Here is a 13,425-nt window from a genome sequence, read left to right as displayed (position 1 = left end):
TTAGGGCTGCGGGAGAATCCCGCGCATGCCCATCCTCAACGCCTTCTACGCCCAGTCGGGCGGCGTCACCTCGGTCATCAACGCGTCGGCCTGCGGCGTGATCGAAACGGCGCGCCGGCACCCGGACCGCATCGGCAAGCTCTACGCCGGGCGCAACGGCATCATCGGCGCGCTGACCGAAGAGCTGATCGACACCGGCGCCGAAACTGCCGAAGCAATCGCAGCGCTGCGCAGCACACCTTCGGGCGCCTTCGGCTCGTGCCGCTACAAGCTCAAGTCACTGGAGAAGAATCGGCGCGAGTACGAGCGGCTGATCGAGGTGTTCAAGGCGCACGGCATCGGCTACTTCTTCTACAACGGCGGCGGCGATTCGGCCGACACCTGCTTCAAGGTGAGCCAGCTGTCGCAGTCGACGGGCTATGCGCTGCAGGCCATCCACGTGCCCAAGACCATCGACAACGACCTGCCGCTGACCGATTGCTGCCCGGGCTTCGGCTCGGTCGCGAAGTACGTGGCGGTGTCGACCATCGAGGCTTCGTTCGATGTCCGCTCGATGGCGGCCACGTCGACCAAGGTGTTCGTGCTCGAAGTGATGGGCCGGCACGCGGGCTGGATCGCCGCGGCGGGCGGCCTGGCGGCGGACCAGGGCATTCCGGTGGTGGTGCTGTTCCCGGAGATCGAATTCGACAAGGCACGCTTCATCGCACGTGTCGATGAACTGGTGAAGCAGCACGGCTACTGCTCGGTGGTGGTGTCCGAAGGCTGCCATCACCCCGACGGCACCTTCCTCGCGGAGCAGGGCACGCGCGACGCCTTCGGCCATGCGCAGCTCGGCGGAGCCGCGCCGGTGGTGGCGCAGATGGTCAAGGAAGCGCTGGGCCACAAGTTCCACTGGGCCGTGGCCGACTACCTTCAGCGCGCGGCACGCCACATCGCCTCTGCCACCGACGTGAAGCAGGCCTATGAGCTGGGCCAGCGCGCGGTGGAGCTGGCGCTGGAAGGCCGCAACGCGGTGATGCCGACCATCGAGCGCACGTCCGACGTGCCGTATGCCTATCGCATCGGCAGCGCGCCGCTCGAATCCGTCGCCAACGTCGAGAAGCCGATGCCGCGCGATTTCATTTCGGACGACGGCTACGGCATTACCGAGAAGTGCCGTCGCTACCTGCTGCCGCTGATCGAGGGCGAGGACTACCCGGCCTACAGCGGCGGGCTGCCGGTGTACGTGACGCTGCAGAACGTGGCCGTGCCGAAGAAGCTGCCGGCCTTCGAGATCGCATGACCACTCTGGCGGCAGTCCCGGGCCTGATCGACGCCACGCGCTGTCCGCTGTGCGGCGAGCCGAACCGCTGCGCGATGGAGATCGAACGAGAGACGGGGCAAACGCAGCCACCCTGCTGGTGCATGCAGGTCGACTTCAGCAGGGCGCCGCTCACGAACCTGCCGGAAGACATGCGCGGGCTGGCGTGCATCTGCATGCGCTGCGCGACGGGCGAGTCGCCGCCTCAGGGCTGACCGGAGCTTTGCGATTGCGTCTGTGATTGCACCTGCTCGGGTGCAGGGTCGGCCACATCGCCAGCCACCACCATCGTCGGCGCATCGCCCGGCCGCTGCTGCGTGATCACGCGGTGAATGAACTGCAGCTTTCCCACCGCCACGCGCGGCAGCACGAAGGGGTAGTAATCGGGCTGGCCCATGCTGCGCGACAGTTCGTTGAGCACGTTGGTGAGCAGCACCCAGCCATTGATGAAGTCCAGGAACTTGCCGGCATCGGGATCTTCCGGCTGCCACAGGTCGTCGAGGGTGAACAGGTCGCTCGTGAGCTCGACGTTGGTCGCGTCGACGCCAAAGCTCATCGCCGTGTCTGCGGTGTCGGCCATGTGCAGGTAGTGGGCCCAGGTCTCGGCCCAGTCTTCCCACGGATGGGTGCTCGCGTAGCTGCTCACGAAGCGGTCGGCCCAGTCGGGCGGCGGGCCCTGCTCGTAGTGGGTCTGCAGCGCGGCGGCGTAGTCGGCGCGGTCGTCGCCGAAGAGCGCGCGGAAGTCGTCGATCCACGGCGTGGGCAGCACCAGCAGGTCCCAGTAGTAGTGGCCGATCTCGTGGCGGAAGTGGCCGAGCAGCGTGCGGTAGGGCTCGCGCATCTCGGCGCGGATGCGCTCGCGCACGGCGTCTTCGGCCTCCTCGGCGTTGAGGGTGATCACGCCGTGCTGGTGGCCAGTCATCACGTGCGGGCCGCCCGGCATGTTGCTGAGGAAGTCGAAGGTCAGGCCGTGCACGGGATCGACATGGCGGCTCACCACCGGCAGGCCGAGCGCGAGCAGCTGCGAGATGAGCCGGCGCTTGGCGGTTTCGAGCTTGCGCCAGAGTTCTCCGTTGCTCTCCAGCGAGAGATCGGGGATGGTGCGCGTGACGCTGCAGGCCAGGCAGTAGCCCGGCGCAAGGCCTTGGGTATCGGGAGGCAGTTGTTCGCCGTCGCGCGCGGCGGGCACCATCCAGCTGCAGGCGGCCGGCGTCATGAGGTTCGCACAGCGGCGGTAGGTGTTGCCGTGCGGATCGCCGAACACGGTGAAGGTGTCGGGCTGCGCGCCCTCGCCCACGGCCGGTGCGAGCGGCATGACGCCGAGCCGGTCGATCACGTAGCCCAGCGGCGTGTGGCAGGCCAGGCATTCGCTGTTGCGCAGGAAGACGGGGCGGCCGCACTGGCAGCGATAGGCGCGGCTGACGGTCGGCGAGGCCAGTTCGGCCGCAAGCGTAGGCGCGCCTTCGGGCTCGATGGCAGCCTGCTGGGCATTGGCTTGTTCGTCGGGTGAAGAGTCCATGTTCTTGTCTTGATCTTCTTGACGCGGAGGGGACAGCGGATGCATTGTGCGGCCGCCCCGCGCAGTCCCGGCCGTGCAAAGACCGATATGCTTGTAGGACGACGGACCCCGAGACATTCCGCCGCCCCATGACCTCCCCACAGACTTCCGAAGCCGCGATCGCGCCGGCCCCGCCTTCCATCGGCTCGCTGCGCGAGCGCTATGGCGAACGCTACCGCTGGTACTTGCTGCTGTCGGTCATGGTGGGGACGATGGCGTCGATCATGTCCTCGACCATCGTCAACGTTGCGATTCCGGGCATGAGCCATCATTTCTCGCTCGGCCAGGAGCGCGCGCAGTGGGTGAGCTCGGGCTTCATGGTGGCGATGACGGTGTCGATGCTCACCACGCCGTGGCTGCTGTCGCGCTACGGCTACCGGCGCACGTACGTGGGCACGATGCTGTTGCTGCTGGTGGGTGGCATCGTGGGCGGCGTGGCCAACGACTTCTCGCTGGTGCTGTTCGCGCGCGTGGCCGAAGGGCTGGCGGCGGGGGTCGTGCAGCCCATTCCGGCCATCATCATCCTGCGCGCCTTCGAGCCGCACGAGCAGGGGCGTGCGAGCGGCATCTTCGGCATGGGCGTGGTGCTGGCGCCGGCCATCGGGCCGAGCATCGGCGGGGTGCTGGTCGATCTGTTCGGCTGGCGCTCGATCTTCTTCATGGTGGTGCCGTTCTGCCTGGCCTCGCTCTGGCTGGCCTACAAGTTCGTGCCCAAGACTGCGCCCGGCGGCGTGGCCGCGGTACGCGGCAGCGGGCTCGACGCGCGCGGGCTGGCGCTGGGCACGGTTGGCACGCTGTGCCTGCTGAACGGGCTGGTCGCGCTGCGCGGCGATTCACCGCTGCAGGCGGGCCTGCTGCTGGCCGGTGCGCTGCTGGCGTTCGGCATCTTCGTTTGGTGGCAACGTCGACTCGCGGCCTCGGGCGGCACGCCGCTGATGAACCTGGCGCTCTTCCAGTACCGGCAGTTCGCGATGGGCAGCGTGGTCGCCTTCATCTACGGCACGGCGCTGTTCGGCTCGACCTACCTGCTGCCGGTGTACATGCAGGTGGGGCTGCACCTTTCCGCATCGCACGTGGGCACCATCCTGCTGCCGGCGGGCATCGTGCTGGCGCTGACCATCGCCGGCGTGGGCCGGCTGGCCGACAAGCATCCGACCTGGGTGCTGGTGACGATCGGGCTCGTGCTGCTGGCGGCCTCGTTCGCGCTGATGATGGTGCTGCGGCTCGACAGCGCGCTGTGGCTGCTGGTGGCCTTCGCGATCATCGGGCGCATCGGGCTGGGCTTCATCCTGCCTTCGCTCAACCTGGGCTCGATGCGGCCGCTGGCCAAGCCGCTGATCCCGCAGGGCGCGAGCGCCATCAACTTCGTGCGCATGCTGGGCGGCGCGGCCGGCGTGAGCCTGTGCGCGATCGTGCTGGAGTGGCGTCTCGCGGCGCACGGCGATTCGCTCGCCAACCCGATGACCAGCCCGGCGCGGCTCGCGGCCTTCGACGAGGTCTTCGCGATGCTCGCCGGCCTTTGCGCGCTGGCCATCTGCGCAGCGTGGCAATTGCGCCGCCCGCCACAGTCAGGGTAAGCACCAAGTAGTACGAAAGAACCCATCGTCTCTAATTGTGAGAATTTGTTAAATCAGTTGGGATGGGTCTTACATGCAACGCAGAAGTTTTATCGCCTCGACGGCCGTGGCGGCCGCCGGGCTCGCTCGGCTCTCTTCCGCGCAAGCCGCCGAAACGGGGGTGAGCGACAGTGAAATCGTGCTCGGCAGTTCGGCCGTGCTGAGCGGGCCGCTCGGATCGCAGATCAAGGTCGTGCACAACGGTGCCGCGCTGGCGTTCGATGCCGTCAACGAACAGGGCGGCGTGAACGGGCGCAAGATCAAGATGGTGGCGCTGGACGACGAGCTGAAGGCCGACAAGGCGGTAGAGAACTACACCAAGCTGCTGAACGACCATCGCGTGTTCGCCTTCTTCGGCTGCGTGGGCTCGGGCACCACGGCCGCCGCGGCCAAGCTGCTGCAGCAGAGCGGCGCGCCCAGCGTGGGCGGCTACGGCGTGGGCGACAGCGCGCGCGAACGCGTCGCGGGATCGGCTTACTTCGTGCGCGCCAGCAACGCCCGTGAAGCGCAGGCCCTGGTCGAGCACCTGGCGACCATCGGTGTGAACAAGATCGCGATCGCCCACCTCGACAACCCCGGCGGCGCCGAGGCGGTCAAGCTGATCGAGGCGGCCATGGTCCCCCACAAGCTGGTGCCGACGGCCAAGGTGGTCGCCAAGGGCGACGGCTCCGACGCCGCCGCCGCCGGCAAGGCGCTGGCCGACAGCCAGTCGCAGGCCATCCTGATGTACCTGGCCGGCACCGTGGCCGGCGAGGTGATCAAGGCCACCTACGCCGCCGGCAGCAAGCCGATGTTCTACGGCATGTCGATCGTGCCGGGCGAAGTCACGGCCAAGGTGGTGGCCCTGCAGGCGGGCGGCCTCGCGATCTCGCAAGTCATGCCCTATCCCTGGGGCGAGGTGGAGACGGTGACGCGCGACTATCGCCGGCTGGCGGAGCGGGCACAGGTACCGGTGGGTTACGGCAGCTTCGAGGGCTACCTGAACGGGCTGGTGATGATCGAGGCACTCAAGCGCACCGGCCGCGACCTGACGCGCGCCCGCCTGCATGCGACGCTGCGCGCGCTCAAGTTCCGCCTGGCCGGCATGGACATCGATTTCTCGACCGGCAACACCACCGGCTCGCGCTTCATCGAAATGGTGCGCGTCACGCCCGAGGGCCGCTTCGTGCGCTGAGCGGCGAGCGGATCCGCCGCACGGCCGGCCGGCACTCGCGCTCTAATAGCGCCATGTGCCAATTGCTAGGAATGAACTGCAACACGCCGACCGACGTGACCTTCAGCTTCACGGGGTTCGCGCAACGCGGCGGCCGCACCGACCACCACGCCGACGGCTGGGGCATCGCGTTCTTCGAGGACCGCGGGCTGCGCCACTTCGTCGACCACCAGCCGGCGAGCGAATCGCCAGTGGCTGAGCTGATCCGGCGCTATCCCATCCAGAGCCGCAACGTCGTGGCGCACATCCGCAAGGCGACGCAGGGCGAGGTCAACCTGCAGAACTGCCACCCGTTCGTGCGCGAACTGTGGGGGCGCTATTGGGTGTTCGCCCACAACGGCGATCTGAAGGAATTCCGCCCGCGGCTGCACGGCAACTTTCATCCGGTGGGCAACACCGACAGCGAACACGCCTTCTGCTGGATCATGCAGGAGCTGGCCAAGTCGCATGCGGGCGTGCCGAGCATCGAAGAGCTGACACTCACGCTGCGCGAGCTGGCGCCACAGCTCGCGAGCCACGGCACCTTCAACTTCATGCTGTCCAACGGACAGGCGCTGTGGGCCCATGCCTCGACCAACCTCTGGTACGTGGAGCGCCGCCACCCCTTCGTGACCGCGCAGCTGTCGGACGAAGACGTGGAGATCGACTTCGCGCAACACACCACGCCCAACGACCGCGTGGCCGTGGTCGTCACCGCACCGCTGACCACCAACGAGACCTGGACACCCTTCGCGCCGGGCGAGCTGCATGTGTTCGTGGACGGGCAGCGATCCGGTTTCTGACGCAGATATGAAGTCTTTCGACCGACACTTTTTTGCAACATTGCAAGAAAGTATCAACAGGTGGATGCAATCGAGTGAACAATAACCGTTCTCATTTGCATCTTATCTGGATCGTCCATGCCCGCTCCCCGCTTCTTCCTCCGGCCAACCGTGGTCGCGTCGCTGCTCGCGCTCAACACCGTGGCCGCCCTGGCCCAAACCACCACTGCCGAGCCGGCTGCGGCAGCGGCCAGCGGCACGCTCTCCACGGTGACCGTGGAAGCCAGCGCCGATGCATCGGCCGAAGGCCTGACCAAGCCCTATGCGGGCGGCCAGGTGGCGCGCGGCGGGCGGGTCGGCATCCTGGGCAACCAGGACATGATGAGCACGCCGTTTTCCAGCACCAACTACACCAACGAGTTGATCCAGGACCAGCAGGCCAAGAGCGTGGCCGACGTGCTGCTGAACGATCCGTCGGTGCGCCAGGCGCGTGGCTTCGGCAACTTCCAAGAGCTGTACGTGGTGCGCGGCTTCCCCGTCTACTCAGACGACGTCTCGTACAACGGCCTCTACGGCATGCTGCCGCGCCAGTACATCGCTTCTGAGTTCTTCGAGCGCGTGGAGGTGTTCCGCGGCGCCAACACCTTCCTGAACGGCGCCGCGCCCGGCGGCAGCGGCATCGGCGGCGCGATCAACCTGCTGCCCAAGCGCGCGCCCAACGAGCCGCTCACACGCATCGGCTTCGGCGTGCAGACCGGCGGCCAGGGCTTCGTCAACCTCGACCTGGCCCGCCGCTTCGGTCCCGACGACAGCCTGGGCATTCGCGTGAACGCTGTGCGCCGCGAAGGCGGCACCGGCGTGAAGAACGAAAGCCAGCAGCTCAGCGCCTTCGGCGTGGGCCTCGACTGGCACAACCGCAACGTGCGCCTGTCGGCCGACTTCGGCTACCAGGACTACGACCTGAAGGACGGCCGCCCGAGCCTGACGCCCTCGTCCACGTTGCCGATCCCCCGCGCGCCCGACGCCCGCACCAACTTCGCCCAGCCCTGGACCTACTCGAAGGAAAAGGACAAGTTCGCCACCTTCCGCGGCGAAGTCGACATCACCGACAACATCACGGCCTGGGCCGCCGGCGGCGTGCGCCGCAGCGACGAAGACAACGTGCTGTCGAACCCAACCCTCACCGACTCGTTCGGCAACACCAGCAACACTCGCTTCAGCAACACCCGCAAGGACCGCATCGGCACCGCCGAGCTCGGCGTGCGCGGCAACTTCGCGACCGGCCCGGTGAAACACACCGTGGTGGCCTCGGTCGCCAAGTACAGCAACGACCGCGACAACGCGTACACGATCTCGCGCGGCACCATCCGCAACAACATCTACGCACCGTACGCAACGGCATACCCGGTCGCCAACGCCTTCACCGGCAACACGCTGGAAGACCCGCGCCTGACCGACAAGATCGACACCTCGAGCGTGGCCATCGCCGACACCATGTCCTTCATGGACGACCGCCTGCTCGTCACCCTCGGCGCGCGTCGCCAGACCATCGAGCAGACCAGCTTCGCCTACACCACGCTCAAGCAGACGAGCACCTACGACAAGAGCAAGACCACGCCGGTGGCCGGCGTCGTGTTCAAGATCACGCCGACTGTCTCGGCCTACGCCAACTACATCGAAGGCCTCGTCAAGGGCAACGTCGCGGGCACCACGGTGAACAACCGTCCCGTCACCAACGCCGGCGAAATCTTTGCGCCCTACCAGGCCAAGCAGAAGGAAGTCGGCGTCAAGTACGACGGCGGCACGCTCGGCGCCAGCGCCGCGTTCTTCACCACCGACCAGCCCACCTACTACTACTCGGGCCAGACCTACGGCCTGTACGGCAAGCAACGCAACCAGGGCCTCGAGTTCTCGGTGTTCGGCCAGCCCACCAAGGGCCTGCGCTTGCTCGGTGGCCTGACGCTGCTCGACGCCAAGCAGAAGAACACGCAAGGCGGCGCGACCGACGGTCTCACCGCCATCGGCGTGGCCAAGCAGCAGGCCAATCTCGGCGCCGAATGGGACGTGCCCGGCCTGCGCAACCTGTCGCTGAACGCACGCGTGCTGTACACCTCGAAGCAGTACGCCAACGCCACCAACACGCAGTCGGTGCCGTCGTGGACGCGCTTCGATATCGGCGCGCGCTACCTGGTCGACCTCGGCAACGGCCGCGCGCTCACGCTGCGCGCACGCATCGACAACCTGTTCAACAAGTCGTACTGGGCCTCGGTGGGCGGCACGCAGGGCAGCAACTACCTGGTGCTGGGCGCGCCGCGCACGTTCGCGGTGAGCGGCACCATCGACTTCTGACCTGCTGCGTCAGCGGCCCTGCTTGCGCAGGGTCTCTTCCAGCGCATCGATGAACATCGCCGGCACGTCGAAGCCGGTCTGTTCGGTGATCTCCTGAAAGCACGTCGGGCTGGTCACGTTGATCTCGGTCACCGAGTCGCCGATCACGTCGAGCCCGATCAGCAGCAGCCCGCGCGGCGCGAGCGCACGGCCCACGGTCTCGGCGATCTCGCGGTTGCGCGCGGTCAGCGGTTGCGCCACGCCCTTGCCGCCCGCAGCCAGGTTGCCGCGCACCTCGGTGCCCTGCGGAATGCGCGCCAGCACGAAGGGCGCCGGCTCGCCCGCGATGATCAGGATGCGCTTGTCGCCCTGCACGATCTCGGGCACGAAGCGTTGCACCATGATCGTCTCTGCGCCGTCCTTGTTGAGCGTCTCGACGATGGAGCCGAGGTTCAGCGCATCTTGCCGCACGCGGAAGATGCCCATGCCGCCCATGCCGTCGAGCGGCTTCAGGATGATGTCGCCGTGCTCGGCGTGGAAGTCGCGCACGGCCTGCGAGCTGCGCGTCACCAGCGTGGGCGTGGTGAACTGCGGAAACTCCATGATCGCGAGCTTCTCGGGGTGGTCGCGCAGCGCGCGCGGCTTGTTCACCACCTGCGCGCCCTCGCGCTCGGCCTGCTCCAGCAGGTGCGTGGCGTAGATGTACTCGGCGTCGAAGGGCGGGTCCTTGCGCATCAGCACGGCGTCGAAGTCTTTCAGCGCCTTGGCCTCGGTGATGTCAACGCTGTACCAATCTTTCGGGTCGCCGGTCAGCGTGATCTGCTGCACCGTGGCCGTGACCACGCCGCCCGACTTCCACTGAATGTCCTGCGGCAGGCAGGCCGCGATGCGGTGGCCGCGGCGCTGGGCCTCGCGCATCATCGAGAAGGTCGTGTCCTTGTAGATCTTGAAGTGATCGAGCGGATCGGCGACGAAGAGGATGTTTTTCATCAGGCGTTCTTTCTTGCGGTGCCGGGAGCGGCGGCTGCCACCGGGATATCGGGCGCGATGTTGCCGGAAGCGGCGATGTCCTTGCCGGCCGGGGCCTTTTCTTCATGCGTCCGGCCGGGCTTGGGGAATCGCATCGGGCGATTGTGCCGGGAGGCCGGCAGCACCAGATTGTCAACAATCTGAATTCCATAATGTCAACCATCAGGCACGGGAATTGCACGAACCCAGTCGCGACATCCCGCCGTGCACCGCCATGGCCCAGCAAGATTGGAGAACCCCGTGGACGCATCCGTTTCGCAGCAGAGCAATCCCGCGCTCGACCCCGCCGCCGTGGTCGACGAGTTCCTTCGCCTGGTGATGATTCCCGACCCGCAGTCGGCCTCCCGCTTCACCGCGCCCGGCATCCGCATCCGCTTCACCGGCAACCGGCCAATGCAGGCGCCCGGCGACACCTCCGCCTTCAACGCAAAGCGCTATGCGTGGGTCAAGAAGAAGATCGAGCGCACCGAAACGGTGGCCGGCGGAACGCCCGAGGAAACGGTGGTCTACAGCCTCGGCACGCTCTACGGCGCATGGCCCGACGGCACGGCCTTCGAAGGCAATCGCTATGTCGACCGCTACGTGGTGCGCCATGGCCTGATCGTGCAGATGGACGTGTGGAACGACAGCGCCGAATGGCTGCTGGTGCGCGCCGGCCTCGCCGTGCTGTGATGAGGCCCCAGGCATGACGACGCGCTGGCCCGACCGGCTTCCCACGCACGACCGCTTCGACTACCGGCCCATCACGCGGCGGCCCGACTACGTGTGGCCGAACGGCGCGCGGCTGGCGGTGTACATCGGCTTCAATGTCGAACACTTCGCCTTCGGCGACGGGCTGGGCGCATGCATCGGCCCGGCCTCGCCGCAACCCGACGTGCTCAACCACGGCTGGCGCGAGTACGGCAACCGCGTCGGCGCGTGGCGCTGCCTGGAGCTGTTCGACGCGCTCGCGCTGCCCACCGGCGCGCTCGTCAACACCGCGCTGTATGACCACTGCCCCGAGCTGGTCCAGGCGCTGGTGGCGCGCGGCGACGAGCTGATCGGCCACGGTCACAGCAATGCCGAGCGCCAGGGCGCGCTCGACGAAGTGCACGAACGCGCGCTGCTGCAGCGCTGCCGCGAACGCATGGTGCGCGAAAGCGGGCAGGCACCCGCCGGCTGGCTCTCGCCATGGATTTCGGAAAGCGCCGTCACGCCCGACCTGCTGGCCGAGACCGGCTACAGCTACTCGCTCAACTGGTGCCACGACGACCAGCCGCTGCGCATGCGCACACGCGGCGGCGGCTCGCTGTGGTCGGTGCCGTATCCGCAGGAGCTCAACGACATCCCGATGATCGTCGGCCGCCTGATGGACGCGAAGGATTTCAGCGCGATGGTGATCGACAACTTCGAGGAGATGCTCGAACAGTCGCGCACGCAGCCGCTGGTGATGGGCCTGGCGCTGCACCCGTACATCGTGGGCCAGCCCTATCGGCTGCGGCACCTGCGCACCGCACTCACGCACCTGGCGCAGGCGCGCGACCGGGGCGACATCTGGTTTACCACGCCGGGCGCGATCGCCTCGCACGTGGAAGGGCTCGCGAAGGAGCGCCCAGGAGAATTCGACTGAGGCGCCCTGCCTGAGCCTCAGATCTCGATCTTCGACCCCAGCTCCACCACCGCATTGTTCGGCAGCCCCAGGAACGCCGCCGCCCCGCTCGCGTTGTGGTGCATCTGCGCGAACAGCTTCTCGCGCCACGGCGCCATGCCGCTTCCGAGCGTCGGAATCACGACGTCGCGCGACAGGAAGTAGCTGGTCGTCATCGGCTCCAGCTGGCAGCCGCGCATGCGCGCGTTTTCGAGCGCGCGCGGCAGGTCGATGTCGTTCTTGAAGCCGTAGTGCACGATGATCTGCCAGCAGTGGTGGCCGAGCGCCTCGATCTCGATGCGCTTGTCCATCGGAATCCACGGCACCTCGTGGTTGCGCACGGTGACGAACATGTTCTGTTCGTGCAGCACCTTGTTGTGCTTCAGGTTGTGCAGCAACGCATTCGGCACGGTGCCCGGCTCGGCCGTGAGGAACACCGCCGTGCCATCGACACGCGCCGGCGGGCTCACGAAGACCGAGTCGAGAAAGGACTTCAGGTCGATCGCGTCGGCATGCTGCGCCTCGCCCATCAAACGGCGTCCTTCCTTCCACGTCATCATCAGCGTGAAGACGAAGCCGCCGATCAGCAGCGGGAACCAGCCGCCCTCGAACAGCTTGAGCAGGTTCGACGCGAAGAACAGGAAGTCGACCACGAAGAAGACCGCTGTCGATGCGATGCACAGCGCCAGCGGAAGCTTCCACGCGTAGCGGATCACGAAGAAGGTCAGCACCGTGGTGATCAGCATGTCGGTGGTCACGGCAATGCCGTAGGCCGCGGCCAGGCTGCTCGACGAGCGGAACATGACCACCGCCAGAACGATGGCCACGAACAGGCCCCAGTTGACCAGCGGAATGTAGATCTGGCCCGCCGTGCGCACGCTGGTGTGCTCGATGTTCAGGCGCGGCAGGTAGCCCAGCTGGATGACCTGGCGCGTGACGCTGAAGGCGCCCGTGATGAGGGCCTGCGACGCGATCACCGTGGCCGCCGTGGCCAGCAGCACCAGCGGAATGAGCGCCCATTCGGGCGCCATCATGAAGAACGGGTTCTTCACCGCCTCGGGGTTCTCCAGCAGCAGCGCGCCCTGGCCGAAGTAGTTGAGCGTCAGCGCCGGCATCACGACCGAGAACCACGCAATGCGGATCGGGCTCTTGCCGAAGTGGCCCAGGTCGGCGTACAGCGCCTCGGCGCCGGTCACGCACAGCACGGTAGCGCCCAGCAGGATGAAGCTGGTGCCCGGGTTGTCCCACATGAACTTCAGCGCATAGAACGGGTTCAGTGCCTTCAGGATCTCGGGGTGGTGCAGGATCTGCGACACGCCAAGCACGGCAATCGCCAGGAACCACACGAGCGTGATCGGTCCGAAGAACTTGCCGATGCCCGCCGTGCCGCGCTTCTGCACCACGAAGAGACAGAACAGCACGACCAGCGTGAGCGGGATCACGTAGTGCGTGAAGTGCGGCGACACCACCTCCAGGCCCTCGACCGCCGAGAGCACCGAGATGGCCGGGGTGATGACCCCGTCGCCATAGAAGAGCGAAGTGCCGAAGATGCCGACCACCAGCAGCAGGTGGCGCAGCCTGGGCTTGTCGGCCACCGCGCGGGAGGCCAGCGCCAGCATGGCGACGAGGCCGCCCTCGCCTTCGTTGTCGGCCCGCAGCACGAGCACGACGTACTTGATGGAGACGATGACGGTGAGCGTCCAGAAGAACATCGAGAGGATGCCGTAGACGTTCTCGACGGTGAACGGCACGTGGCCGTGGCCGAACACTTCCTTGACGGCATACAGCACGCTGGTGCCGATGTCGCCATAGACGACGCCGATGGCGCCGACGATGAGGCCGGCTGAGAGATTTTTGGGGGCTGACACGAAGTCGATGGGAAAAGGGCAGGCTGCTGGAATCGACGCGTCAGACACGCCGGGGCGAGGCAAGTGTGAACTTTAGTCCACCTGCGTCACCCTCCCGCCCTTTTGTTTCCGTTGCTGTGGGGCCG

At 67.0% G+C, this 13,425-nt stretch carries 12 protein-coding genes; 8 read left to right on the top strand and 4 right to left on the bottom strand.

The annotated features are described in order from the left end of the window. Positions 1–25: 25 nt before the first annotated feature. Positions 26–1,282, top strand: coding sequence for a 6-phosphofructokinase (locus tag ACN9MV_RS02870; RefSeq protein WP_426391251.1), 1,257 nt, complete (start codon positions 26–28; stop codon positions 1,280–1,282). Further along, entirely contained in the window at positions 1,279–1,515 is a 237-nt protein-coding gene (locus ACN9MV_RS02865; protein WP_093054040.1) for a cysteine-rich CWC family protein, read from the top strand. The genes ACN9MV_RS02870 and ACN9MV_RS02865 overlap by 4 nt, the downstream gene beginning before the upstream one ends. Here ACN9MV_RS02865 and ACN9MV_RS02860 read toward each other — a convergent pair. Beyond that, on the bottom strand, positions 1,506–2,819 hold the full coding sequence (locus ACN9MV_RS02860; protein ID WP_093076978.1) for a zinc-binding metallopeptidase family protein: 1,314 nt from the start codon (positions 2,817–2,819) through the stop codon (positions 1,506–1,508). The genes ACN9MV_RS02865 and ACN9MV_RS02860 overlap by 10 nt on opposite strands. A 128-nt stretch (positions 2,820–2,947) precedes the next feature. On the opposite strand from ACN9MV_RS02860, the gene ACN9MV_RS02855 reads away from it, so the two are divergent. The 4 genes from ACN9MV_RS02855 to ACN9MV_RS02840 all read left to right on the top strand — a co-directional run bounded on the left by ACN9MV_RS02855 (position 2,948) and on the right by ACN9MV_RS02840 (position 8,797). Beyond that, positions 2,948–4,435, top strand: coding sequence for a DHA2 family efflux MFS transporter permease subunit (locus ACN9MV_RS02855; RefSeq protein ID WP_093054038.1), 1,488 nt, complete (start codon positions 2,948–2,950; stop codon positions 4,433–4,435). 73 nt (positions 4,436–4,508) lie between these two features. After that, positions 4,509–5,648: an ABC transporter substrate-binding protein gene (locus tag ACN9MV_RS02850; protein WP_093054036.1), complete on the top strand. Its 1,140-nt coding sequence runs from the start codon at positions 4,509–4,511 to the stop codon at positions 5,646–5,648. Positions 5,649–5,701: 53 nt separating this feature from the next. Next, positions 5,702–6,469: a class II glutamine amidotransferase gene (locus tag ACN9MV_RS02845; RefSeq protein WP_093054034.1), complete on the top strand. Its 768-nt coding sequence runs from the start codon at positions 5,702–5,704 to the stop codon at positions 6,467–6,469. A gap of 117 nt (positions 6,470–6,586) precedes the next feature. Next, a complete protein-coding gene (locus ACN9MV_RS02840) occupies positions 6,587–8,797 on the top strand; it encodes a TonB-dependent receptor (RefSeq protein ID WP_426391250.1) in 2,211 nt (736 codons plus the stop codon). Positions 8,798–8,806: 9 nt separating this feature from the next. Here the strand turns inward: ACN9MV_RS02840 and gshB are convergent, their stop codons facing one another. Both gshB and ACN9MV_RS02830 read right to left on the bottom strand, forming a co-directional pair. Next, on the bottom strand, positions 8,807–9,766 hold the full coding sequence (gene gshB, locus ACN9MV_RS02835) for a glutathione synthase (protein ID WP_093076974.1): 960 nt from the start codon (positions 9,764–9,766) through the stop codon (positions 8,807–8,809). After that, positions 9,766–9,900, bottom strand: coding sequence for a hypothetical protein (locus ACN9MV_RS02830; RefSeq protein WP_426391249.1), 135 nt, complete (start codon positions 9,898–9,900; stop codon positions 9,766–9,768). The genes gshB and ACN9MV_RS02830 overlap by 1 nt, the downstream gene beginning before the upstream one ends. Before the next feature lie 145 nt (positions 9,901–10,045). Between ACN9MV_RS02830 and ACN9MV_RS02825 the strand changes: the two genes are divergently transcribed. Further along, positions 10,046–10,477: a hypothetical protein gene (locus ACN9MV_RS02825; protein WP_097200939.1), complete on the top strand. Its 432-nt coding sequence runs from the start codon at positions 10,046–10,048 to the stop codon at positions 10,475–10,477. Between the two features lie 13 nt (positions 10,478–10,490). After that, on the top strand, positions 10,491–11,414 hold the full coding sequence (locus tag ACN9MV_RS02820) for a polysaccharide deacetylase family protein (RefSeq protein ID WP_426391248.1): 924 nt from the start codon (positions 10,491–10,493) through the stop codon (positions 11,412–11,414). Between the two features lie 17 nt (positions 11,415–11,431). On the opposite strand, the gene ACN9MV_RS02815 is transcribed toward ACN9MV_RS02820, so the two are convergent. Further along, complete coding sequence (locus tag ACN9MV_RS02815; protein ID WP_093054026.1) at positions 11,432–13,300, bottom strand: potassium transporter Kup; 1,869 nt, start codon at positions 13,298–13,300, stop codon at positions 11,432–11,434. Positions 13,301–13,425 lie beyond the last annotated feature (125 nt).

This window comes from Variovorax sp. R-27, from assembly GCF_049913215.1.
GTDB lineage: Bacteria > Pseudomonadota > Gammaproteobacteria > Burkholderiales > Burkholderiaceae_C > Variovorax.
The sequence above is the reverse complement of the archived record's forward strand: the minus strand, read 5'-3'. Positions and strand labels throughout refer to the sequence as shown.

What these genes read in the sequence shown, in the direction of transcription:
- ACN9MV_RS02870 (WP_426391251.1), top strand. Translation starts at nt 26, where the DNA reads ATGCCCATCCTCAACGCCTTCTACGCCCAGTCGGGCGGCGTCACCTCG.
- ACN9MV_RS02865 (WP_093054040.1), top strand. Translation starts at nt 1,279, where the DNA reads ATGACCACTCTGGCGGCAGTCCCGGGCCTGATCGACGCCACGCGCTGT.
- ACN9MV_RS02860 (WP_093076978.1), bottom strand. Translation starts at nt 2,819, where the DNA reads ATGGACTCTTCACCCGACGAACAAGCCAATGCCCAGCAGGCTGCCATC.
- ACN9MV_RS02855 (WP_093054038.1), top strand. Translation starts at nt 2,948, where the DNA reads ATGACCTCCCCACAGACTTCCGAAGCCGCGATCGCGCCGGCCCCGCCT.
- ACN9MV_RS02850 (WP_093054036.1), top strand. Translation starts at nt 4,509, where the DNA reads ATGCAACGCAGAAGTTTTATCGCCTCGACGGCCGTGGCGGCCGCCGGG.
- ACN9MV_RS02845 (WP_093054034.1), top strand. Translation starts at nt 5,702, where the DNA reads ATGTGCCAATTGCTAGGAATGAACTGCAACACGCCGACCGACGTGACC.
- ACN9MV_RS02840 (WP_426391250.1), top strand. Translation starts at nt 6,587, where the DNA reads ATGCCCGCTCCCCGCTTCTTCCTCCGGCCAACCGTGGTCGCGTCGCTG.
- gshB (WP_093076974.1), bottom strand. Translation starts at nt 9,766, where the DNA reads ATGAAAAACATCCTCTTCGTCGCCGATCCGCTCGATCACTTCAAGATC.
- ACN9MV_RS02830 (WP_426391249.1), bottom strand. Translation starts at nt 9,900, where the DNA reads ATGCGATTCCCCAAGCCCGGCCGGACGCATGAAGAAAAGGCCCCGGCC.
- ACN9MV_RS02820 (WP_426391248.1), top strand. Translation starts at nt 10,491, where the DNA reads ATGACGACGCGCTGGCCCGACCGGCTTCCCACGCACGACCGCTTCGAC.